At 36.9% G+C, this 23,924-nt stretch carries 24 protein-coding genes; 1 reads left to right on the top strand and 23 read right to left on the bottom strand.

Translation table 11 applies throughout. From position 1 onward, the window contains the following. Positions 1-26: 26 nt before the first annotated feature. The 3 genes from dnaG to ACHUE4_RS02495 form a co-directional block, all read right to left on the bottom strand. Positions 27-1,838: a DNA primase gene (dnaG, locus tag ACHUE4_RS02505; RefSeq protein WP_394187711.1), complete on the bottom strand. Its 1,812-nt coding sequence runs from the start codon at positions 1,836-1,838 to the stop codon at positions 27-29. Positions 1,839-2,052: 214 nt separating this feature from the next. Continuing rightward, positions 2,053-2,856 (bottom strand): pyruvate, water dikinase regulatory protein, encoded by an 804-nt coding sequence (locus ACHUE4_RS02500; RefSeq protein WP_394187710.1) that lies wholly within the window; start codon positions 2,854-2,856, stop codon positions 2,053-2,055. Positions 2,857-2,869: 13 nt separating this feature from the next. Further along, complete coding sequence (locus tag ACHUE4_RS02495; protein WP_394187709.1) at positions 2,870-3,508, bottom strand: helix-turn-helix transcriptional regulator; 639 nt, start codon at positions 3,506-3,508, stop codon at positions 2,870-2,872. A 338-nt stretch (positions 3,509-3,846) separates the two neighbouring features. Between ACHUE4_RS02495 and ACHUE4_RS02490 the strand changes: the two genes are divergently transcribed. Continuing rightward, on the top strand, positions 3,847-5,229 hold the full coding sequence (locus ACHUE4_RS02490) for a glycine--tRNA ligase (RefSeq protein ID WP_394187708.1): 1,383 nt from the start codon (positions 3,847-3,849) through the stop codon (positions 5,227-5,229). A gap of 23 nt (positions 5,230-5,252) precedes the next feature. Here the strand turns inward: ACHUE4_RS02490 and recO are convergent, their stop codons facing one another. The 20 genes from recO to hrcA all read right to left on the bottom strand — a co-directional run bounded on the left by recO (position 5,253) and on the right by hrcA (position 23,849). Continuing rightward, positions 5,253-6,047 (bottom strand): DNA repair protein RecO, encoded by a 795-nt coding sequence (recO, locus tag ACHUE4_RS02485; RefSeq protein WP_394187707.1) that lies wholly within the window; start codon positions 6,045-6,047, stop codon positions 5,253-5,255. An 18-nt stretch (positions 6,048-6,065) separates the two neighbouring features. After that, positions 6,066-6,980, bottom strand: a complete 915-nt coding sequence (gene era, locus ACHUE4_RS02480) for a GTPase Era (RefSeq protein ID WP_394187706.1) — start codon at positions 6,978-6,980, stop codon at positions 6,066-6,068. Then, positions 6,964-7,374: a cytidine deaminase gene (locus tag ACHUE4_RS02475; RefSeq protein WP_394187705.1), complete on the bottom strand. Its 411-nt coding sequence runs from the start codon at positions 7,372-7,374 to the stop codon at positions 6,964-6,966. Before ACHUE4_RS02475 ends, era begins: the two co-directional genes overlap by 17 nt. A gap of 12 nt (positions 7,375-7,386) precedes the next feature. Beyond that, positions 7,387-7,752 carry a diacylglycerol kinase family protein gene (locus tag ACHUE4_RS02470; protein WP_394187704.1) on the bottom strand — a complete coding sequence of 122 codons (366 nt, stop codon included), beginning with the start codon at positions 7,750-7,752 and terminating at the stop codon, positions 7,387-7,389. Beyond that, the gene (ybeY, locus tag ACHUE4_RS02465) at positions 7,739-8,227 is read right to left on the bottom strand and encodes an rRNA maturation RNase YbeY (RefSeq protein ID WP_394187703.1); all 489 of its coding nucleotides are present in this window, start codon (positions 8,225-8,227) and stop codon (positions 7,739-7,741) included. The genes ACHUE4_RS02470 and ybeY overlap by 14 nt, the downstream gene beginning before the upstream one ends. An 11-nt stretch (positions 8,228-8,238) precedes the next feature. Further along, positions 8,239-10,344 carry an HD family phosphohydrolase gene (locus ACHUE4_RS02460; RefSeq protein ID WP_394187702.1) on the bottom strand — a complete coding sequence of 702 codons (2,106 nt, stop codon included), beginning with the start codon at positions 10,342-10,344 and terminating at the stop codon, positions 8,239-8,241. A gap of 210 nt (positions 10,345-10,554) precedes the next feature. Continuing rightward, the gene (locus ACHUE4_RS02455; RefSeq protein ID WP_394187701.1) at positions 10,555-11,517 is read right to left on the bottom strand and encodes a PhoH family protein; all 963 of its coding nucleotides are present in this window, start codon (positions 11,515-11,517) and stop codon (positions 10,555-10,557) included. 2 nt (positions 11,518-11,519) lie between these two features. Continuing rightward, positions 11,520-12,647: a sporulation protein YqfD gene (locus tag ACHUE4_RS02450; RefSeq protein ID WP_394187700.1), complete on the bottom strand. Its 1,128-nt coding sequence runs from the start codon at positions 12,645-12,647 to the stop codon at positions 11,520-11,522. Continuing rightward, positions 12,640-12,885, bottom strand: a complete 246-nt coding sequence (locus tag ACHUE4_RS02445; RefSeq protein WP_394187699.1) for a hypothetical protein — start codon at positions 12,883-12,885, stop codon at positions 12,640-12,642. Before ACHUE4_RS02445 ends, ACHUE4_RS02450 begins: the two co-directional genes overlap by 8 nt. 50 nt (positions 12,886-12,935) lie before the next feature. After that, complete coding sequence (locus ACHUE4_RS02440; protein ID WP_394187698.1) at positions 12,936-13,382, bottom strand: hypothetical protein; 447 nt, start codon at positions 13,380-13,382, stop codon at positions 12,936-12,938. Positions 13,383-13,417: 35 nt separating this feature from the next. Next, the gene (gene floA, locus ACHUE4_RS02435) at positions 13,418-14,428 is read right to left on the bottom strand and encodes a flotillin-like protein FloA (protein WP_394187697.1); all 1,011 of its coding nucleotides are present in this window, start codon (positions 14,426-14,428) and stop codon (positions 13,418-13,420) included. Next, a complete protein-coding gene (locus ACHUE4_RS02430) occupies positions 14,425-15,753 on the bottom strand; it encodes an NfeD family protein (RefSeq protein ID WP_394187696.1) in 1,329 nt (442 codons plus the stop codon). Before ACHUE4_RS02430 ends, floA begins: the two co-directional genes overlap by 4 nt. A gap of 304 nt (positions 15,754-16,057) precedes the next feature. Beyond that, the gene (rpsU, locus tag ACHUE4_RS02425; protein ID WP_016426884.1) at positions 16,058-16,231 is read right to left on the bottom strand and encodes a 30S ribosomal protein S21; all 174 of its coding nucleotides are present in this window, start codon (positions 16,229-16,231) and stop codon (positions 16,058-16,060) included. Between the two features lie 102 nt (positions 16,232-16,333). Beyond that, positions 16,334-17,005, bottom strand: coding sequence for a deoxyribose-phosphate aldolase (gene deoC / locus ACHUE4_RS02420; protein ID WP_394187695.1), 672 nt, complete (start codon positions 17,003-17,005; stop codon positions 16,334-16,336). A 352-nt stretch (positions 17,006-17,357) separates the two neighbouring features. Further along, entirely contained in the window at positions 17,358-18,095 is a 738-nt protein-coding gene (locus ACHUE4_RS02415; protein ID WP_394187694.1) for a 16S rRNA (uracil(1498)-N(3))-methyltransferase, read from the bottom strand. A gap of 6 nt (positions 18,096-18,101) precedes the next feature. After that, a complete protein-coding gene (gene prmA / locus ACHUE4_RS02410) occupies positions 18,102-19,049 on the bottom strand; it encodes a 50S ribosomal protein L11 methyltransferase (RefSeq protein ID WP_394187693.1) in 948 nt (315 codons plus the stop codon). 13 nt (positions 19,050-19,062) lie between these two features. Further along, positions 19,063-20,172, bottom strand: a complete 1,110-nt coding sequence (gene dnaJ / locus ACHUE4_RS02405) for a molecular chaperone DnaJ (protein ID WP_394187692.1) — start codon at positions 20,170-20,172, stop codon at positions 19,063-19,065. 180 nt (positions 20,173-20,352) lie between these two features. Continuing rightward, the gene (dnaK, locus tag ACHUE4_RS02400) at positions 20,353-22,194 is read right to left on the bottom strand and encodes a molecular chaperone DnaK (RefSeq protein WP_394187691.1); all 1,842 of its coding nucleotides are present in this window, start codon (positions 22,192-22,194) and stop codon (positions 20,353-20,355) included. A gap of 36 nt (positions 22,195-22,230) precedes the next feature. Continuing rightward, complete coding sequence (gene grpE, locus ACHUE4_RS02395; protein ID WP_394187690.1) at positions 22,231-22,815, bottom strand: nucleotide exchange factor GrpE; 585 nt, start codon at positions 22,813-22,815, stop codon at positions 22,231-22,233. Next, on the bottom strand, positions 22,812-23,849 hold the full coding sequence (gene hrcA, locus ACHUE4_RS02390; RefSeq protein ID WP_394187689.1) for a heat-inducible transcriptional repressor HrcA: 1,038 nt from the start codon (positions 23,847-23,849) through the stop codon (positions 22,812-22,814). The genes grpE and hrcA overlap by 4 nt, the downstream gene beginning before the upstream one ends. Positions 23,850-23,924 lie beyond the last annotated feature (75 nt).

The raw sequence follows: 23,924 nt of genomic DNA, 5'->3' as shown, positions 1-23,924 counted from the left end.
TCTTCCTCCTTTTAAACCACATCAATTTACAATGTTGATAACGATTTTTTCAAATCGATAATTTCTCTGGCAATCTCTAGTGCGCGTTTCATATCCTGAAGTTTTTCAGCTTCTTTTGATTCGTGCATTTTCAATTGAATTTGAAGCTCTATACGATGCTTATTTATTTGACGAAGACAGTCAGAAACCTCTTCTCGAGCATGCTCAGGATCTCGTTCTGTCAACGTTGCTTCCATCACTAATTTACGTAACTCATTGTCATTTAAGCTTTCAAGAAATCGATGTGTATCTGCCTGAGCAAATTCATCATAAAAACCAATGAGACGTACAAATATTGCTTCATAAGGATCATGTATAAAAACATGTAATCCGTGTTCTTGATGTATTTGATCAACGATTTCTGCTTGATGTAGCATATGAGAAAGTAATAATTTCTCTGCTCGATCAATTGCTTGTACCTTTTTGTTTTTTACAGGAGTCATCACTTCCATCTTTTTAGAAGATGGTTTGGACTGCTGTCTCAGAGATTTGCCTTCGATTTTTCTAAATTGCTGATAAATAGCATCTTCAGAAATATTGGTTTCTTTAGAGAGTTGTCTTATATATAAATCTCTCTCAAGTGGTGATGACTTCACTATTAAATGTTCTAACACTTCTTGAACATATTGAAGTGTATCATTTTCATATTGGAAGTTTTTATTTTTGCGAGCTGCCATCATCATGAATGCTAAGTAAGCATGAGGACGGTCTATAATTTGAGTCTGAAAAGCTTCTGGGCCATATGTTTTCACATAATCATCCGGATCTAATTGGTCCGGTAACAAGGCAATTTCAGTTTTGACATTTTCACTCATTAACAATTCGGAAGCACGTTTAGCAGCTTCCCAGCCTGCAGAGTCTCCATCATAACAAATAGTGACGGAATCTGTTAGTCGTTTCAACTTACTTACATGTTGTTGGGTCAAAGAAGTACCCATAGTACCTACCGTATTAGTTATACCCGCTTTTGCCGCAGCCATAACATCCATAAAACCTTCCATCACAATGACTTTGCGTTTTTTTCGAATGATTGGTCTGGCTATATCTAAGTTGTACAAAATTTTGCTTTTTTGGAAAATAGGAGATTCTGGACTATTCATGTACTTTGCGTCTTGAGAATCTTTCTTTAAAACTCTTCCTGAAAAGCCTATTACGTGTCCAAATTCATTTTTTATAGGAAACATAATTCGTTCCCTGAACCTGTCGAAATATTCATCCTTATTTTCTTTTTGAATAATAAGTCCACATTTTTCCATCTCTGAAAGATCAAAACCCTTACGAGCTAATAAAGTCGTTAAGGAATCCCATCCTGGTAAAGCCCACCCTATACCATACTGTTCAATAAGAGCTTTCGAAAATCCTCTTTCTTCTAAATAATGAAGAGCTTGTTCGCCCTCTTCTGTATTTAAAAGAAGATGATGATAATAGTCCATGGCAAATGTATGGGCTTCTTTCATATGACTTTCTTCTTTTGAAACAGGTTCTACAGAAACTGTAGATGGTTCAACTTCTAATTCTATTCCGACTCTGGCACCTAATTTGCTAACTGCTTCTTGAAACGGAATTTGTTCAATATCCATAACAAAAGTAATCGCATTGCCTCCGGCTCCACAACCAAAACAATGAAAAATTTGCTTATCTTGTGTTACAGAAAAGGAAGGTGTTTGCTCTCCATGAAAAGGACATAAACCAAACCAGTTTCGACCGCGTTTGGTTAACTGAACATATTCACTTATAACATCGACTACATCGTTAGCCGAACGGATTTGTTCGATCATTTCTTCAGGAATTCGTTGCATATTTTCATCACCATCTTTGTAGTCTAAGTATTGAATTCGAGATAACCGATGAAAATCCTGCAAGATTCGACAAAAAAATAGAATTTCTCTTTAAAAAACCACGTTCTTAAACATTTTTACCACAATTTTTTATTATAAAACGTTTTTTATGAAAAATCTATCTATTTATTTGAAATCAAAAGAAAAAACCCTCCCTAACCGGGATGGTTTAAACTTACTGAATCTTGCTGAGAATAAGATTAGCCGTTTCTTCAACTGCTCGATTTGTTACATCAATAACATGACAACCAATTTTTGATACAACTTTATCAAAATGAACAATTTCTTGTTTTATTCTATCCAATTTAGCGTAATTAGCATCATCATTTAACCCTAGTGCGATTAAACGTTCTTTTCTAATTGAATTTAATTTATCTGGCGAGATGACTAAACCAAAACATTTAGCTGGGTCTACTAGGAAAAGTTCTTCGGGAGGTTCCACTTCAGGTACTAGCGGAACGTTAGCTACACGGTACCTTTTATGAGCTAAATATTGAGATAAAGGTGTTTTTGATGTGCGTGATACACCAACTAAAACAATATCTGCTTTTAAAAGTCCTCTTGGATCTCTACCATCATCATATTTAACCGCAAATTCAATCGCTTCTATTTTTTTAAAATAATCATCATCTAATTTCCGTACTAATCCTGGTTCCTCAAAAGGAGTTTCAGACAAATCATCTTCTAGTGTATCGAGTAACGGACCCATTAGATCAATCGAACGAATTCCTGTTTTTGCTGATTCATTCAATAAGTAAGAGCGCATTTGTTTTCTTACTAACGTATATAAAATCATTGCGTTTTGTTCTTTTGCTAAATTCACTATTTCTTTCAAGTGATCAAACGTTTCAATATGAGAAAAACGCTTTAAAGAAGTATCTTGTAGACCAGGTCGGAATTGGCTAACGGCTGCTTTTGCAACTAATTCTCCAGTTTCCCCAACTGAGTCAGAAACAATAAATATATTGAGTCTCTTCATTTTATTCATCACCTCAAATATCATGATTTTCTGCAAGCGACAGAAAAGCACCTGTTATATTCGTTTTAGTTAATCTACCAATTACCTCATACCCATCAGAATGCTCATGAACGATTGGTAAAGCATCAATTTGTTTATCAATTAACATTTTTGCTGCATGAATTAAGGAATCATGTTTAAAGCAAAATGTAATATTCGGCATTCTCGTCATAATAATATGAACAGGAATTTTGTTTAAATCTTGTTGACCTAAGCTTGTACGTAGCAAATCTTTTCGGGAAAGCACTCCCGTTAAGTAAGCATTCTTATCTACAACAAATAATGTGCCGACATCTTCCAAAAACATTTGACAAATCGCATCGTACACAGTCATATCTTCAGCAACTACAACCGGAATCGATTGAAAGTCGCGAACCTTCATATTCATCATACTATCTTTGACAGCTTGACCTGTCTTTTTACCAGAATAGAAATAACCTACGCGTGGTCTTGCATCTAAAAAACCAGCCATTGTTAGTATGGCTAAATCTGGTCTTAATGTAGACCTTGTTAAATGTAATCGTTCTGCAATTTGTTCACCTGTAATGGGACCATTGCCTTTAACGATTTGTAAAATATCTTCCTGACGTTTATTGAGTTCGATCGGACTCACCGCCTCAAAAAGTGTTATACTCAATGTTCAATATTATATACTAATTAAGTACGGTTATCTAGTGCCTAGCTCATGTAGCGAAAATGATTTCATTATGATACAATGGAAGCAATTAAATAAGACGAAGATGAGAAAATAAGTAAGGTTCAAAACAAAGCGAGCAGTGTTGGTGAAAGTCTGCAAACGAACTTGAAAAGGCGTCTCGGAGTCATGATTTATGAAAGTGGATTGCTTTTTGCAATCAACTGGGGTGGAACCGCGGGTATTATGCACTCGTCCCCGGACATGTAACAATGTCCGGTGGATGGGTGCTTATTTTATTTTTTGGAGGGATTTTAATGTCAATTTCAATGGAACAAGTAGTTAGTTTAGCTAAACATAGAGGATTTGTATTTCCTGGCTCTGATATTTATGGTGGTTTAGCAAATACGTGGGATTACGGTCCTCTTGGTATCGAATTAAAAAACAATATTAAAAAAGCATGGTGGCGCAAATTTGTTCAAGAGTCTCCTTATAATGTAGGTCTTGACGCAGCCATTTTAATGAACCCAAAAGTATGGACTGCTTCAGGTCATGTTGGAAACTTTAATGACCCAATGATTGATTGTAAAAAATGTAAAGCCCGTCATCGTGCTGACAAAATCATTGAAGATGCGTTAGATAAAAAAGGCATTGAGATGATCGTCGATGGGTTATCATTCGAGAAAATGGAAGAACTTATTAAAGAACATGATATTAAATGTTCAGAATGTGATGCTCAAGACTTCACAGGTATTCGTCAATTTAATTTAATGTTCAAAACCTCTCAAGGTGTAACCGAATCATCATCAAATGATATTTATCTTCGCCCTGAAACAGCTCAAGGAATCTTCGTGAACTTTAAAAATGTACAGCGTTCTATGCGTAAAAAAATGCCTTTTGGTATTGCTCAAATCGGTAAAAGCTTCCGTAACGAAATTACTCCTGGTAACTTCACATTCCGAACGAGAGAATTCGAACAAATGGAACTTGAATTTTTCTGTAAACCTGGTGAAGATTTAGAATGGTTCTCTTACTGGAGAGAATATTGTAAGAACTGGTTGTTAAACTTAGGCATGAACGAAGACAATATGAGATTACGTGATCATGATGAAGATGAATTATCTCATTATGCGTCAGCTACTACTGATGTTGAATATAAATTCCCATTCGGTTGGGGCGAGCTTTGGGGCATTGCAGACCGTACTGATTTTGATTTAAAACGTCATATGGAACACTCTGGAGAAGATTTTAATTACATCGACCCTATAACGAATGAACGCTATGTTCCTTATTGTATCGAACCGTCATTAGGTGCGGACCGCGTGACACTAGCATTTTTATGTGATGCTTATGCTGAAGAGCAATTAGAAGGAGATGACAAACGTACGGTTTTACGTTTCCATCCTGCAATTGCACCAGTGAAAGCAGCTATTTTACCTCTATCGAAAAAATTAGCTGAAGGTGCTGGCGAAGTTTTTGCTGATTTGAGTAAATCCTTTATGGTTGATTACGATGAATCTCAATCCATTGGTAAACGCTACCGTCGTCAAGATGAAATTGGGACACCATTCTGTATTACGTACGACTTCGATTCGGTTGAGGATGGCCAAGTAACAGTTCGTCATCGTGATTCAATGGAACAAACTCGTATGGCAATTACAGAAGTAAAAGCTTATATTGAGAAACATTTAGAATTTTAATCTCCACAACAAAAAACGCCAGGTCAGTCTTCCGATTTAGGAGACTGATCTGGCGTTTCTTTTTTAGGAAATAGAAGTGGAGTTCGTTCAAGTTGATCTAAAAAGGAACGTGATTTTAAGCGTATTCCTGTTTGTTCATCATAAATGGTCCGAACTATTTTTTTAATAAACATTTTGGTTTCTTTTTTTAATGTAAGCTTACCTACTTGATCGATTGGAACCGTGTAAAATGTTCGAATTAACTTAACTTGTGATGGTGTCAAACGAATTATATACGGGTCAATTTCAAAACAACGATGGCAAAGGAAACCAATTTGCTGAAATGAAAATGCAAATTCACCATCTGTCGCTTTACAGTTTGCACATTCGTGTAAGGTTGGATATATACCCGTTACGGGTAACATTTTCCACTCGACAAACAACGCAATTGCCTCCGGGTCATATTCTTCGGAAATCGCATGTAAAGAATTTTTCAATAAATTAAAAATAGCTGCCTGTGGAGTTCGGTCCTCTACTGCTCGATCAATTAGTTCCACAATAAAGCTGGCATAAGCGGTCGCTTCGATATTTTCTCGAATATGACGATACGATTCGACTTGCTCTCCCTGCTGGATTGTCCCCATCCCATTCCCCTGCTGAATCAAAAAAGACCCATGAGTAAAAGGTTGCGTTACGGAAGCTAACCGACTTGCAGGTTTTTTAGCACCTCTTGCCATCGCAGTGATTTTACCCGTTTCACTTGATAAAAGTGTAATAATTTTATTTGTTTCTCCATAATCACGTGTTTTTAAGACAATGCCTTCTACTCGATTTAGCACTGAACAACACGCCTTTCTTTAATACTCGTCGTCGCGGAATCCAAAGTCACGTAAATGAGTAGATTTATTGCGCCAATCTCTTTGTACTTTTACCCAAATTTCTAAAAATACCTTAGATCCAAGAAGCATTTCAATGTCTTTACGTGCACGAACACCAACTTCTTTTAGCAAGGCTCCTTTTTTACCAATAACAATCCCTTTTTGTGAATCGCGTTCAACCATGATTGTTGCGTTAACACGAATCATATCTTTCTCAGGATCTTTAGCAATTTTTTCAATCACTACCGCAATAGAATGCGGTATTTCTTCATGTGTTAAATGCAAAACTTTTTCACGAATTAATTCTGAAATAATAAAACGTTCAGGATGATCTGTTACTTGATCAGCCGGATAATATTGAGGACCCTCGGGTAAGTGGTTGCTTAACACACCAAGAAGTTTTTCGATATTTATTCCTTCTAAAGCTGAAATTGGTAACACGTCTGCAAAATCATATTCTTTCCTAAACGATTCAATCACACTTAACAATTTGTCCGGGTGAATTAAGTCAATTTTATTCATAACTAGAAATACAGGCGTTTCGTTATCTTTTAGCATTTCTAAAATATAACGATCTTGTTTACCTATACGATCCGTTGCATCCACCATCAGTAAGATGGCATCCACTCCGCGAAGCGTATTTTTTGCAACCTTCAGCATGAAGTCCCCTAATTTGTGTCGAGGTTCATTTATTCCAGGTGTATCGATAAAAATCATTTGTTCTTTATCAGTTGTTAAAACACCTTGCACTTTATTTCTAGTTGTTTGGGGCTTGTCACTCATAATTGCGATTTTTTGACCGATTACACGATTTAGAAAAGTCGACTTCCCTGCGTTCGGACGTCCAATGATTGAGATAAAGCCGGATTTGTATCCCTTATTTACTTCCAGCATAAGCTAAATCCTCCGGAGAAAATGCTCCAGGTAACAATTCTGCTACCGTTGTTTCATGAACATCGCCTTTTAAATTAATTAAGTATACAGGCATATTAGGTTCACAGAACTCCGCAATGACTTGTCTGCATGCTCCACAAGGCGATACAGGGCCGTCTGTGTCTGCAACAACTGCTATGGAGGCAAAATCACGAACTCCTTCTGAAACGGCTTTAAACATAGCTGTACGTTCTGCACAGTTCGTCATGCTATAAGCTGCATTTTCAATATTACACCCATGATAAATTTTCCCGTCTTTCGTTAATACAGCTGCACCAACTTTAAATTTCGAATATGGGACATACGCGTTTTCGCGTGCGATTTTTGATTCTTCCATTACTTGCATTTTATCCATCGTTCAAACACCTCAATTAAATATTTCCATCCACTTTGGTAAAAAGATGAGTATTCCGATTATAGCACTTGCACAGGCAAATACAAGAACAGCAGCAGCGCTCATATCTTTTGCATGCTTAGCTAAAACATGTACCTCAGGTGAAGCTAAGTCTACGACACGTTCTAATGCAGAATTTACTAATTCAAGGCTTAACATTCCAGCGATGCAAAGCACAATGACCGTCCACTCAACTAAAGTTATTTTGCTCAATATTCCTGCAAATATCACGACTACGGCTGCTAATAAATGAAAACGAAAATTTCGTTCATATTTAATAACTTGTTTAAATCCTTGAAATGCAAAGCCAAATGAGTCAAAGAAATTATTGCTTTTCATCCAAATCACGACTCAATCCAAAAGACAACAAAATCTCTTCTTGTTTTTCGTTCATTTCCTTTTCTTCTTCTGGCTCCATATGATCATATCCGAGCAGATGAAGGAAACCATGAACTGCTAAAAAACCAATTTCCCTTTCATAACTATGCCCATAATCTGAGGCTTGCTCTTTTGCCCGTTCCACTGATATTAAAATATCACCGAGTAGTCTTGGAGCACCAACTGCCTGAATCTCCATTTCTCCCTCTCCGAGTTCTTCCATTGCGAAGGAAATGACATCCGTAGGCATATCTTTTCCACGGTAATCACGGTTGATCTCTTGGATTTTTTTATTGGTAATGAAACTTACAGAAAGCTCACTGCCTTCTTCTATTCCTTCTGAAACTGCGGCATGATTAAGCATGCGTTCAATTAGTTCTAACGTCTCTTTTGATAATGATTCTGTTTCGTCCAGTAAATCTAATTCTAAATGCATAAGTTGCCTCCTTATTGTGGGTATTCAATACGAGAATGGAAAATTCCGTTTAACGTCTCACAAAGAACTCGTTCAACCGTTTTTAATTCTTTTATCGTTAAATCACATTCATCAAATTGGCCATCGTGTAATTTGTCTTTAATAATTGCATGCACAATTCCTTGTATCTTTTCTTGAGTAGGTTCTTTCATCGACCGTACAGCTGCTTCGACACTATCAGCAATCGAAATGATTGCCGTTTCCTTTTTTTGAGGCTTCGGACCAGCATATCGATAGTCTGCTTCATTAATGTCATGGCCTTCTTCTTTCGCTTTGATGTAAAAATATTTTAACAGACTTGTACCATGATGTTGTTCGGCAATATCAACAATTTCTTTTGGCATTTTGTGTTTTTGAAGCATATTCGCACCGTCTGTACCATGAGCAAGGATAATATCTCTACTCGTTTCAGGAGGAAGAGAATCATGCGGATTTGCGTGACTCATCTGATTCTCGATAAAGAATCCAGGGCGTTTCGTTTTGCCAATATCATGATAATAACAACCAACGCGAGCTAATAATCCATCTGCACCGATCGATTCGCATGCTGCATCAGCTAAGTTAGCTACCATGACACTGTGATGATAAGTCCCTGGTGTTTCCGTTAATATTTTCTTTAATAACGGATGATTTGGATTGGATAATTCAATTAATTTCATGGCTGATATAAGTCCGAATGCAGACTCAAAAAATGGTAATAGCCCAATCGTCAAAGCACCTGACAATAAACCAGACGTAAATGCTGCGATCCCATAAAATAATAACTCAGACAACCCATACACCGTTTGATTCATTAGTAGATAAAATGCCATAAACACTAAATTTACAACAGCTACGGCCATACTCGTTTGAAGCAAATGAGATCGCTTATCTATTCCTTGAATGACATAAAGTCCAGCTAATCCACCAAACAAAATATATAAAGCGATTTCCATTTGTAGCACAGACGAGTAGCCTTCTTGGAAAATAATACCCGCCACTGCAGCTGTTAAAAAGGCCATTAATACACCGAATCGTTCGTTTATTAATGAACGAACTAACATAGGAGCTAGAGCGGTGGGAAATAAAAAGGCAATCGTAAGATCAAAATTCTCTGACACGAGACTGATTAATTTCATACCTGTCACAGATAGGATAAAGATCAGCATAGACACAATTAGGACGCGTTGCTTTTCATCTTTATCAGCATTCCATTTTTTTAATTGAACATAAAATAGCCACATGCATAATGCAATAAATAAAAATAATCCAATAGCAGGTTTTAACGAAGATTGATTATCCAACATGCCTACAAGCTTTAACTGACGATAAATTTCTCGATCAACAATTTGTCCTTCACGAACGATAACTTGTCCTTGCAAAATTTTCGTTGGTTCCACACTTGCCTTTACCTGTTCAACTCTTTCATCAGTTAATTCTTTATTAAGAACTTCGTTTTCAACAATGCTAAATCTACCAATAAATACGACGGTGGGCAAAACATTCTCGGGAATTGATAAATCTCCTCTTAACCGTCGTTCAATATCATTTTTAGCCGTTGCCACTTCTTCTACTCTTATTGGTTCACTCATGATCAATGATACTGCAGAAGTTACTGAATTTCGTAATTCCATCAAATCATTGTTTTCCATTAATAATAGAGAGCCAATTGCTTCATCTGAGAAACGGAGACCTTCCCCGTCTGTTCCTAGCACACTTAAGTTCTCTCGGACTTTTGAAATATTTTCTTCCATTAATTCAGAATCATATGTATCTGAAGTTTTGACATCTTGAATCAAATCAAAAATTGACGTAACAAGAGCTGCACTTTTTTCTCCGCTTTGTTCCGAAAATTGATACACATTTTCTACTTCTGAGGCAATTCGGTTACGTTCTTCTTCCGTTTTAATTGGATCTTCAACAGTTTTCACCGATCGAATCGTTTCATTTGAAGGTTGTAATAAAGCAATGTCATACTTTTCTGGACTGACACCTGTCAACATGAGTAAATAGACAATAATACCTGTAAGAATAAGGGCAGAATATGTAAAAGTTCGATACCCAATCTTTCCTTGTATTTTTTTATTCCAGGTTTGCATTAATTCACCTCAATCTCTAGCTACTAGTTTACCAAGAATATTCAAACTTATCACACTTTATAAATCTAAATTTCCCAATGATGCATTTAAGAGCATTTAAGAGCATTTAAGAGCATTCATTCATCTTTATACGGTGAACCTATGGGATTAGATTCAATATCATTTTACCAATAAATTCTAATTAGTTAAAACAAAGAAAAACAGCGGTCCTTATTCAGACGGCTGTTCTTCGTATGCTTGTATTATTTTTGCCACTAATGGATGACGGACTACATCTCCTTGTTCGAGCATTTGGAAGTGGATTCCCTTTACGTGACCAAGTATTTTTTCAGCAACAATTAAACCAGACTCAGCTCCTCGAGGTAAGTCAATTTGAGTTTTATCCCCAGTAATAACCATTTTGGATCCAAAACCGAGGCGTGTTAAAAACATTTTCATTTGAGCTTTTGTTGTATTTTGAGCTTCATCCAAAATAACAAAGGCATCATCTAAAGTTCTACCTCTCATATACGCAAGAGGAGCAATTTCAATGGTTCCTCTTTCAATAAATCGAGTTGTTTGTTCAGTTCCTAAAATTTCATGTAAAGCATCATATAATGGGCGAAGATAAGGATCTACCTTTTCTTTTAAATCACCAGGAAGAAAACCAAGGCTTTCACCTGCTTCAACTGCTGGACGAGTTAAAATAATTCGTTTAACATGACCATTTTTTAGGGCTTGAGTGGCGAGTACAACAGCTAAATAGGTTTTACCAGTTCCGGCTGGACCAATACAAAATGTTAAGTCCTTATGACGAATAGCTTGAACATATTCTCGTTGTCCAATTGTTTTTGCTCGTATTGATTTCCCTTTTACATTGCGAGCAATTTCTTCATCGTAAAGTTCTGAAAAATATTCTAGCGTTCCATTCGTACTCATTTCAATTGCAGTACTCACATCACGTTGATTTATATTTATACCTTTACGTATTACCAAAAGTAATTGTTCGATTAGTTGTTTCCCGATTTTTTGTTTTGATGGATCACCCGTAATTCGTATGGATTCGCCGCGAGTAATGATTTGAATATCAAGTTCCTGTTCAATTACTTTCATATTTCCATCAGATATCCCCAATAACTGAATTGCTTCATTAGGGTCTTGAACGTGTAATTCTGTCAGTTGATCTTCCTGCATGCTCAGTCTCCTTGGTGGATCGGTCGTTTTTGTGCAATATTGTCATTTATGTAATACAGTACTTTCCCTTTTACTTTATCATTTGACCAGGCAATGTGTAAAATCTTTTCCTGTTTAATCTGTCCATTTGATGATAATGAAGCATTAGATTTTATCTGAAGCAATGGTAAAAATGAATTTTGAATCCACTCCTCATCTACGATTTGAGTTTTGTTTTCATATATCAAATGCGTATCCACTTTAAAAACATTTCTTATAAATTGAACAAACGAAGGTATAGAACGTTTTTCATTATAAACTTTCCAAGCATGCTTCACGTTAAAAAATGTTACTTCTTTTCCTTTTAACTCTTTATATTTGAGCGTTTTTGGTAATTCAAACGAGACTTCCATCCAGTAATCAGCAAATACTCTACCTTCAGCACCTACCACTTTTTCTATGTTTCCTTGTTTAATGATTCCTGAAGCAAGTAAGTCTCCTTTTTGGACTGTTTCATGAATCTGAACGACTCTCTCCCCTGATTGTAAATCGTAATACGTAATGACCCCTTTGCGCGTTGCTATTAAATCTGAAGGCGTCTTTTTTGGTGCATATTTAATTTCATTCACAGGAGCAGGAACTACCTCAAAATGGATAGAACTACCTTTTCGATTAATGTGAATCCATGATAAATCTTTATTGTTCGCTAGTAAAGATTGTCTTATTTCCCCATCACTTGGAATGTCATTTTTTAGAGTCTTTTCTTTTACATTTAATTTTAGTAGCTCGGATTGAATTTTTGCTTTTCGTTCTTCTGAAACATCTTCAATTCCAACTTCCCAAACTACATGAGAAAACAAGTATGGAACTAGAATAAATAGCATTATTCCTAGCCAAATATAGGTTTGAAATTGAATAATATGAATGGCATCTGGACGAGACATGTTCAACTTAATGCCATATTTTTTTCTAATGTTTTTTATTTTTTTTAAGTGAATTTCATGAAAGGAGAATTTCAGTTCTTCTTCGTTAGATGATAATTTAATTATGTCAACTTGTTGTTCTCTTAGTGCTTGTAGAAATGTAAAAACACGAGGTTCTTTTTTCACACGACAAACAATTAACCGTTTCTGTGAAATTTTTTTACTCATTTTCTTTGCTCTTTCTTATTTCCACATGTTGAATGTTGCTAACTTCAATCCTTAGTTCGCTTCGATTCATTGAAAGGACTCGAATTTCTCCAGCTTTGAGGAATATATCAAATCCTTCACCATGAAAATGACCTGAATGATCGGTTAACTGGAGTAATTCGAAAGGTCCCTTAAAAGATAAATGTTGAAAATTTTCCATTTGTATAATTGGAATCAGCTCTAAGTGTTGATTAATCAAAAAAAGACCTCCTTATCTTCAGCTTATGCTGAAAAGAAGAAGGTCATGAGTTAACGTTTAGATTTTGGTGGAGCTAATATTTCTGAAAACACAATGGCCTGAATCACTTCATGACCTGTTTTAGGTAACAAAGATGGTGCTGCTATTTTCTGATTACGCACTGTTTTAGTTTTTTGATGTACAGATAATCTACCGGTTGATTTTCTAGAAGTGTCTTCGACCACACTAGTTGGATTGATTTCAGACATTGCTGGTTGAGTTCGTTCAACCGGCGGTGACATTGGTAGACTTTGACGAGAACTCTCTCGATTTGGCGACCTTTGCTTCTGTACTTCTTGAAACACTTCTTTTGCATAATCTTCTATTCTTCTCGCAGACTTCTGATCCAGGGGTTTTGACATAAAGGGTTTAGTTTTGCCATCTGTATCCTCAGTGTTTTTACCTTTAGTAATCATACCGATTACCAGCATAATGATTGCAAAAATGATTCCTTCCAATGTCTCATCCCTCCTTCAAGGGTTAATAATCACTACTAGTCTTGAGTGATATCATTCTGCGTTTTATCTTTGCCAATTTTACTAATTGAATCTCTCATGCTTGTATCAGCTTGAACATTTTTATAATTCATATAATCCATTACGCCAATATTACCTTCGCGCAAAGCTTCTGCCATCGCTAAAGGTATTTCAGCTTCAGCTCCAACAACTTTCGCACGCATCTCTTGTACTTTTGCAATCATCTCTTGCTCAGTTGCAACAGCCATTGCACGACGTTCTTCTGCTTTTGCTTGCGCTATTTTCTTATCAGCTTCTGCTTGCTCAGTTTGAAGTTCAGCACCGATATTTTTGCCGATATCTACATCCGCAATATCAATCGATAAGATTTCAAAAGCCGTACCCGAATCAAGGCCTTTTGATAAAACAGTTTGTGAAATCATATCGGGATTTTCAAGGACTTTCTTGTGATTAGTACTCGAACCAATCGTAGATACAATACCTTCACCAACACGAGCAACGATTGTTTCTTCACCTGCACCACCAACTAAACGGTCGATGTTTGCACGCACTGTAATTCGTGCTTTTGCTTTCACTTCAATACCATCCATTGCCACACCGGCAATAAATGGCGTTTCAATAACTTTTGGATTTACAGACATTTGAACTGCTTCTAAAACGTCACGACCTGCTAAGTCTATAGCCGCTGCGCGTTCAAAAGGTAATTCAATGTTTGCACGATGTGCTGCAATCAATGCATTAACAACACGGTCAACGTTACCACCAGCTAAGTAATGACTTTCTAGTTGATTATTTGTAACCGTTAAACCCGCTTTATGTGCTTTAATTAACGGATTCACTATACGAGATGGAATTACACGACGTAATCTCATACCTACTAATGTGAAGATGCTGATGCGAACCCCAGCAGCTAATGCTGAAATCCATAATGCAACTGGTACAAATGTAAAGAATATTGCTAGTAATATAAATGCAGCAACAACCAATAAAATAATACCGATTGTGCCTCCTGTAATGCCTTCTATCATACTAATTCCTCCCCTTCTTTCATTTCTCTAACCACTGTTCGAGATCCTTCGACTTTAATGATTTTCACCATTTTCCCACGATCAATATAGCCACCCTCAGTTACAGCATCTATTCTTTCCCCGTCAAGCATAATGGTTCCAGAAGGACGCAGAGGGGTCATGCTTTCTGCAAACTTTCCGATTAACTCCACACGATTTACATTCGAAACATAGCCGTGCTCAGTATCGGTTGCGTCTGTAAGAATAATCTTGTTGAAAAGTTTTAAATTCTTTCCAAAGAACTTCATGATAATCACCATTCCCACTATTGCGACCAATAATGCAATTAACACAGAAATACCCATGTGAATCACATTTCCTCCCGCAAGAATTATACCACCAATAATTAGTGCTAGTCCTATTATACCAGCAATGGCACCAGGTAAGAAGAACTCCGCAATAACAAATCCAACACCAACTATAAATAGCAATAATGATTCATACCCAGCTAAACCTGCAACCATATGTCCAAAGAAGAATAAAGCTATTGCGCTCAGACCCATGAATCCTGCTACTCCAAAACCTGGGGAATACAATTCAACAATCAACCCTAGACTAGCAATTGATAATAGAATGGGCACAATAATTGGGTTCGTTATAAACCTCGCCACTTTCTCAGCAAAAGTTTCATTAACTGAGACAACCGTTGAATCAGATAAGCTGAGCTTCTCTAGTAACTCATCGAATGAGTTAACAGTTCCTTCAGAGTATCCTACCTTCATAGCTTCTTTAGCTGAAAGAGTTAGCAGCTCTCCTTTAGGTGCCCGATATTCCGGCATATCTACAGAGTCGTCTGCCATAGCGAGAGCATATTGAGGATCCCTTTTAGATGATTCCGCAGCTGTTATCATCGAGGTCGACCACGCACTTTTCGCTTTTACTTCAGCAGCATTTCCTGCTCCGTCAATTACTGCAGCAGCTCCGATTCGACCGTTAGGAGACATATAGATTTCGTCCGCGTGTAACGCGATAAATGCACCAGCAGACAACGCATCATCATGGATATATGCGATTGTACGTAACGAAGTTTCATCCATTAACTTTGCAATATCTGCTGCAGAATCTACAAAGCCTCCTGGTGTATCAATGTCCAATATAACCAGTTCCGCTCCAGCTTCTTCTGCTTCATCAAAAGCTCGTTCAAGAAAAGCATATAACCCTTTTTCAACTTCGTTTTGTATGGGTATGCGATAAACTTCGGCCGCATTTACGGGCAAACTTGGTAACAACAATAAAAAAGACATAACGAGCAGTAAAATTCCACTTATACCTCGAGTCCTCTTCATAATGATCCCCCTTATTTTATGACAAAACGACGTCCATTAGTATGTACGGATGAATAGATAAAAAGATTCACTTATTTCACAATATATTTATAGATAAAATCTTTTTCATCCCAATAAAATAAGCCAGAAAATCAAAAAGATTTTCTGGCTTACATATAGGCTTTCTTAGTCATCAAGTAGTACGTGTTAAGAACGCAGGGAATATGGGAATTTGTCCACTTACGTTTACGCGCAGCTTCTGATTTCTGTTACGCTTTACGTTTGTTTCTTCAAAATCATGAGCAAAATATTGGTAAGTCGAAAATTAGAATTTACGTTTACGCGCAGCTTCTGATTTCTTTTTACGCTTTACACTTGGTTTTTCATAAAACTCGCGTTTTCTTACCTCTTGAATTGTACCACTTTTAGAAACAGTACGTTTGAAGCGACGAAGAGCATCTTCAAGCGATTCGTTTTTGCGAACGACAGTTTTTGACATCTCTCTTTCCCTCCCTCCGAACACACATCAATACACGACCTAGTGTCATGTACTCTAGAATTATATCGTAAACTCTTAATTAGGTCAATACGGTATATCTAATTAATAGTCAGAATTTGAAGTTAACCCTTGCATGATCTGTACACCTGAACTTGCTCCAATACGAGTAGCTCCTGCTTCAATCATTTTTTCAACGTCTTCTAGGCTTCTAACTGCTCCAGAAGCTTTAACGCCTAGGTTAGGTCCAACAACTTCACGCATTAATGTTACGTCTTCTACTGTTGCCCCACCTGTAGAAAAACCAGTAGACGTCTTAACGAAATCCGCTCCAGCATCTTTAGAAAGTTGACTTGCTACTTTTATTTCTTCTTTTGTTAGCAAGCAAGTTTCTAAAATTACTTTTACAATTGCTTTACCTTTTGCTGCTTCAACAACAGCTTCAATATCACGTTTAACTAGTGCAAGATCTTCAGATTTTAATGCTCCTACGTTTAGGACCATATCTATTTCACCAGCACCATTTTGAATAGCATCCTTTGTTTCAAATGCTTTTGTTTCAGGAGTAGATGCACCTAATGGGAAACCAATAACCGTACATACTTTTACTGGAGTTCCAGTTAATAGTTCAGCAGAAGTCTTTACCCAAGTTGGATTAACACATACTGAAGCAAATACATATTCTTTCGCTTCTGCACATAGTTTTTCTATTTGTTGTTTTGTAGCATCTTGTTTTAATAATGTATGATCGATCATTGACGCAATATTTTTAGTCAATTAGTTTCACCCTTTCGGAAGTTGTCCGTAACTCTTCATTTTAACATGCTTGTCATTTCATTTCATTAGAAATATACACCTTTACTTATAAGGGAAAGATCAGACTATGGGCATATACAAAGTGTTGACTTCTACTGCGACGGACGCTTTCCAAGGTCATGGCTTTAGCCGCTTCCCTCGCGAGCTCAGTCCGTGGTCTAAATCTCATGCTATTCTGTTGTCATAAACAGCTCAGCTGAGGAGGCTCGCGTTTTGCGGAAAGCGAAAGAAATAGCCAAACACTATTATGTTCCATCAGTGCAAATGATAAGAATTCGAATTTTTATAGTTTTATATAAATTGGTACTCTCTGCTATTCCAATTCATACGAAATTGCTGAAAGAACATATAAAGGAGCCGTTTCAGCTCTTAAAATCCGAGGACCAAGAGAAATGGAATGGAACCCCTTCTCATGTAATTCAGAAATTTCTTTCCTAGATAAGCCACCCTCTGGACCAAAGACAACTAGTATTGAATCAAAATTCAACGCTTCTTTTAATTGATCAACTAGTCTTTTTCTATCGGTCAGTTTTGCCTCTTCTTCATCAGCTACATAAAGACAATCGTATTTTGAAGACATACTGAGTAGTTGCTTAAATGATAACATTTCACTTATTTGTGGAATTTTATTTCGGTGTGATTGCTCAGCAGCTTCTTTCGCAATTTTTTGCAATCTCTGCTGCTTTTTCAGACCTTTTGAAGAATCCCATTTTACAATTGAACGTTCTGCATCAAAAAGAACTAACTCATCCATACCAAGTTCTGTGCCTTTTTGAGTAATTAAATCGAGTTTTTCCCCTTTTGGTAAACCACAACAAATCGTGATTTTTTTCGGTAACTCATTACTTTTTAAAGGACCTTCAATCATTTCAACTCGAACATCTTGTCCTTCAAAGCCGATAATGACAGTCTTATATGCAACCTCTTCTGTAACGACGATAATCGTATTACCTTCTTGCATCCGCATTACTTTTTGAATATGTTTAGCATCATCACCTGAAATAAGTAATCGGTTATTAATAAATGGAAGTGAACTAAAATACCGTTGCATCCTCTTTTATTCCTTAGCCGGTTTCTTCGAAAGAATTGTTACCCAGTCTTCCATCATCATTACTTCGTCAATAATGAATCCAGCTTCAATAAGTGACTGTTTTACATCCTCTTTCTTAGCACCGATAATTCCGGATGTAATATACATTCCACCGTCTTTTACAACCTTAAATGCATCATGAGTAAATGACATAATTATTTCTGCCAAGATATTAGCAACGACCACATCTGCTGGTTCCTTAACGGTATCTAATAAGTTTCCATGAACAACTTCCGTTGTACCTTGTACTTTATTTAATTTCACATTAATTTTTGCAGATCTTACAGCCACTTCATCTAAGTCTAGGGCATGAACATGCTTTGCTTCAAGTAAGGCAGAACCAATTGCTAATACGCCTGATCCCGTACCAATATCAATTACAGTGTCTCCTGGTTTAACCGTTTTTTCTAAAGCTTGTAGACACATAACGGTTGTAGGATGTGTACCGGTTCCAAAAGCCATTCCTGGATCAAGTTCAATAATCAGTTCATCCGTCGATACAGGTTCATAAGTTTCCCAAGTAGGAACGATGGTAAAACGTTCTGAAATTTTGACTGGGTGATAATACTTTTTCCATGCTGTCGCCCAATCTTCTTCATTGACTTCACTTATAGTCACGACATTATGACCTAAATTGATATCAAAGTTAACAAGGTTATCAATCGCGAGCTTTATTTCTTCAACAGTTTCACCTAAAAAGCTGTTTAAAGGTAAGTAAGCTTTTACAATAACTCCTTCTTTAGGGAAGTCATTCGGATTAAGCTCATATATTTCACCAAAAATATCTTCGCGATCACGACTTAATTCTTCTGAATCCTCAATTACCACTCCACTTGCGCCTGCTTCATGAAGAATATTTGATATCGCTTCAACAGCTTCGTTTGTTGTATGAATCGAAAGCTCCGACCATTTCACCTGCGTCAACTCCTTAATCGCCTTTTATTGTACGTTTAATTTTGTCGAATAATGAACTACTTTGTTCTTCAGGAATATCCCCACTAACTTCAGCAAAATCACGTAATAATTGTTTTTGCTTTTCTGTTAATTTTGAAGGTGTCATTACTTTTACAATGACGTGCTGATCACCCATGCCATACCCATGAACATTTTTAACACCTTTTCCTTTTAATCGGAATTTTGTTCCAGACTGTGTGCCTGCAGGGATTTTTAATTTCACTTTCCCATTAACAGTCGGTACCTCGATTTCGTCACCTAGAGATGCTTGAGGGAAGGTTAAACGAAGTTCGAAATAAATATCGTCTCCATCTCTTTCAAAACGTTCATGTGGTCGTACACGGAATACAATATATAAGTCACCAGCTGGACCGCCGTTCTTACCTGGTTCACCTTGACCGGTTACACGCAATTGTTGTCCATCATCTACACCTGCTGGAATAGATACTTTAATTTTTTTACGCTTTGTAACTGTTCCTTGACCATGACAGGTTGAGCATTTGTCTTTAATCAATTTTCCAGTTCCTTGGCAGTGATGACAAGCTCTTCGATTCACCATGCGACCGAATGGCGTATCTTGAGTTACGTTTAATTGACCAGTTCCTTGACAATGTGAACAAGTTTCTGGTGTAGTACCCGGTTTTGCTCCATTACCATGACATGTGTCACACGTTTCTTCTTTAGGAATTTCGATTTCTGTTTCTTTACCAAAAACAGCTTCTTCAAAGTCAATCGTCATGGAGTATTGAAGATCTTCACCTTTTCGAGGTGCATTTGGATCTCTACGACGAGAACCGCCGCCAAAGAATGAACTGAAAATATCTTCAAAACCAAATCCATCTGCTCCTCCACCAAAACCTTGGTTTGGATTTGCATGTCCGTATTGATCATATTGCGCTTTTTTCTGATCATCACTCAATACTTCATAGGCTTCCGAAATTTCCTTGAATTTATCCACGGCATTGTCATCTTTATTAATATCGGGATGATATTGTTTTGATAATTTTCGATAAGCTTTTTTAATTTCTTCTTTAGAAGCACCTTTTGTTAAACCAAGGACTTCATAGTAATCTCGTTTATTCATTTTCCACTCTCCGTTAGCCTAAAATTAATCGTTCATATTGCAATTTAGATGTAATTTTCTCCACGAAAAAACACCCTTATAATTGCGGGATAAGGTTAATTGTAGCATGTAGACTACGTCAATGCCAAAGACATTGAAAAAGCCAAAGCTGGAGTTCCAGACTTTGACTTTTCGGTTGTCTTACTTGTCTTTGTTTTCTTTGTCTTCTTCATTTACTTCTTCAAACTCAGCGTCTACAACACCATCGTCTGCTGTTGAACCTTCAGCACCTTCAGCTGCCTGAGCATCTGCTGCTGCTTGTTCGTACATTTTCATTGTTAGAGCTTGAACAATTTCATTTAATTTATCTTTTTTCGTACGTACATCTTCTAAATTCCCTGCTTCAAGAGCTGTTTTCAACTCTTCTTTCGCTTCTTCAGCTTGTTTAACTTCTTCTTCAGATACTTTTCCTTCAAGATCTTTTAACGTTTTTTCCGTCATGAATACCATTTGATCCGCTTCATTTTTCAATTCAGCTTCTTCTTTACGCACTTTATCAGCTTCAGCGTTTGCTTCTGCTTCTTTAACCATGCGTTCGATTTCCTCATCAGTTAAAGCCGTATTAGATTGAATCGTAATATTTTGTTCTTTTTGCGTACCTAAGTCTTTTGCTTTAACTGTAACGATACCATTTTTATCAATATCAAATGTTACTTCAATTTGTGGAACACCACGTGGTGCTGGTGGAATATCCGCTAATTGGAAACGACCCAATGTTTTATTATCTGTTGCCATCGGACGTTCACCTTGAAGTACGTGAATATCAACTGCTGGTTGGTTATCTGCTGCTGTAGAGAATGTTTGAGATTTTGATGTAGGAATCGTCGTATTACGTTCAATTAACTTCGTAAATACGCTACCCATTGTTTCAATACCAAGTGAAAGTGGCGTTACATCAAGAAGGACTACATCTTTAACATCACCAGTTAATACCCCACCTTGAACTGCTGCTCCCATTGCTACTACTTCATCTGGATTAACACCACGATGTGGTTCTTTACCAGTTTCTTTTTTGATAGCTTCTTGTACTGCTGGAATACGAGTAGAACCACCAACCAAAATAACTTTATCGATTTGAGATGGAGAAAGATCTGCATCTTTTAATGCTTGACGAGTAGGAACCATTGTACGTTCTACAAGAGAAGCAGTTAATTCATCAAATTTTGTACGGCTTAATGTGATTTCTAAATGTAAAGGACCAGCTTCACCAGCTGTGATGAATGGTAATGATACTTGTGTTGAAGTAACACCTGATAAATCTTTTTTCGCTTTTTCAGCTGCATCTTTCAAACGTTGCATAGCCATTTTATCTTTAGACAAGTCGATTCCGTTGTCTTTTTTGAATTCAGTAACAAAGTAATCCATTAATAATTGATCAAAGTCATCTCCACCAAGGCGGTTATCTCCAGCAGTAGACTTAACCTCAAATACGCCGTCGCCAAGTTCTAAGATTGAAACGTCAAATGTACCGCCACCAAGGTCATATACTAAAATTGTTTGGTCTTGATCCATTTTGTCTAAACCATATGCCAATGCAGCAGCTGTTGGTTCATTGATAATACGTTCGACTTCTAAACCTGCGATTTTACCAGCATCTTTAGTTGCTTGACGCTCAGCATCATTAAAGTAAGCAGGAACTGTAATTACTGCTTTTGTTACTTTTTCACCTAAATAATCTTCAGCATAACCTTTAATATATTGAAGAATCATTGCTGATACTTCTTGAGGTGTATATTCTTTATCTTCAGCTTTCACTTTAAAATCAGTACCCATATGACGCTTAACAGACTGAATAGTATTCGGGTTTGTTATTGATTGACGTTTTGCTACTTCTCCAACTTGACGCTCTCCGTTTTTGAAAGCTACAACTGATGGAGTTGTACGATTGCCTTCTGGATTTGGAATAACTTTTGGCTCTCCGCCTTCTAATACTGCTACACATGAATTTGTTGTTCCTAAATCAATACCAATAATTTTACTCATTTATAATTTCCTCCTAGATATATGAAAATATTAATTTTATTCGTTTACTTTAACCATGGAAGGACGAAGTACACGATCTTTGTACTTGTACCCTTTTTGGAGCTCTTGTAACACGACACCAGATTCTTTAGAATCATCTGTCTCTGTCATCACTGCTTGATGCAAATTAGGATCAAAAGATACACCTTCAGCATCAATCACTTGCAAACCTTCTCGCTCAGTAGCTTCCACAAGTGTTTTATAAACCATTTCTAACCCTTTTCGCAGTGACTGTGATTCTTCCGATACAGTTTCTACTTGCATAGCACGTTCGAAATTATCTAAAACGGGCAATAAGTTAGAAAGAATTCCTTGCGATTTATACTTCTCCGCAGATTCACGATCTAGCTGTGCACGACGTTTAAAGTTCTCATAGTCTGCACGTAGACGTAAATGTCGGTTAGTTTCTTCATCTAACTGCTTTTGAAGCAATTCTAATTCAGAAGGTGTCTCGTTTGTCATTTCGTCATTTGATTGATTCTCATCTTGATTAACAACTTCTTTGTCTTCAACAGACTCTTCTTCTAAGTTTTTCACTACTTCTTTTTCTTCTGATTGTGACAAGTTTTGTTCCTCCTTCATGATCCTGAACCTCTCAGTATTCGAGTAAGTTCACGAGACAAATCGCTACTCATAACATCTAACAGAGTAACAACCCGTCGATAGTCCATTCTAGTTGGTCCAATTATTGCAATGGAACCCATTTGTTCTTCCCCAATGGTATAGGATGCCGTAATGACACTACAGTCTTCCATTTCCAAAAGGTTATTTTCAGAACCAATACGAATATGAATACCCGCCTGATTCGGTGAAAACAAAGTTGAAATTTGATTTACTTGGTCCATCATCGTAATAAGGCCACGAGCTTTTTGTAAATCACTAAACTCAGGATGATGGAGCAGTTTGGATTTGCCGCCGTAAAACACTTTTTCTTCTTGAGGACTCAAAATTGCAGCTCCAAATGAAGACATAAGCTCGCCATATCGACCGATATGTTGTTTTAACAGTGCGGATGTTTCTTTTTCAAGCGCATGATGTAATTCATGTAAATGAACGCCAATAAGTTGTTCATTTAAAATGTTCACCATTTTTTCGATATCTGATGCTGTTAAACCTTTTGGCAATTGGAAGAGTCGATTTTCTACGTGACCTGAATCTGTAATGATTATGGCAACCGCCGAATCATTTGTTAAAGGCACAATCGAAAAACGCTTCACGCGATGCTTACGAACATCAGGTCCTAGCAATATCGATGTGTAACTTGTTAATTCGGATAAAATCATAGCCGTTTTTTGAATGACTTGTTCCGTTTCAACCATTCGTTCTTTAAATACAGATTGTATTTGCAACATATCATCAGAAGATGCAAGTTGAGGCGTTAGTAAATGATCAACATAAAATCGATACCCTTTTTCTGAAGGAATTCGACCTGACGAAGTATGCGTTTTTTCCAAATAACCTAACTCTTCAAGGTCAGCCATTTCATTTCGAATTGTTGCAGGACTATACGGTACTTCCTCTTTTTTAGAAAGTTGTCGTGACCCCACTGGCTGAGCTGTATGAATAAAGTCATCAACTGTTACTTGAAGTATAAGCAATTGTCGGTTCGTTAACATAATATCACCTCTGTTAGCACTCATCTCTTGAGAGTGCTAATACTCATACATAAATTATCAAATCCAAAGAGGAAA

This window comes from Paenisporosarcina quisquiliarum, from assembly GCF_043641925.1.
GTDB lineage: Bacteria > Bacillota > Bacilli > Bacillales_A > Planococcaceae > Paenisporosarcina > Paenisporosarcina quisquiliarum_A.
The sequence above is the reverse complement of the archived record's forward strand: the minus strand, read 5'-3'. Positions and strand labels throughout refer to the sequence as shown.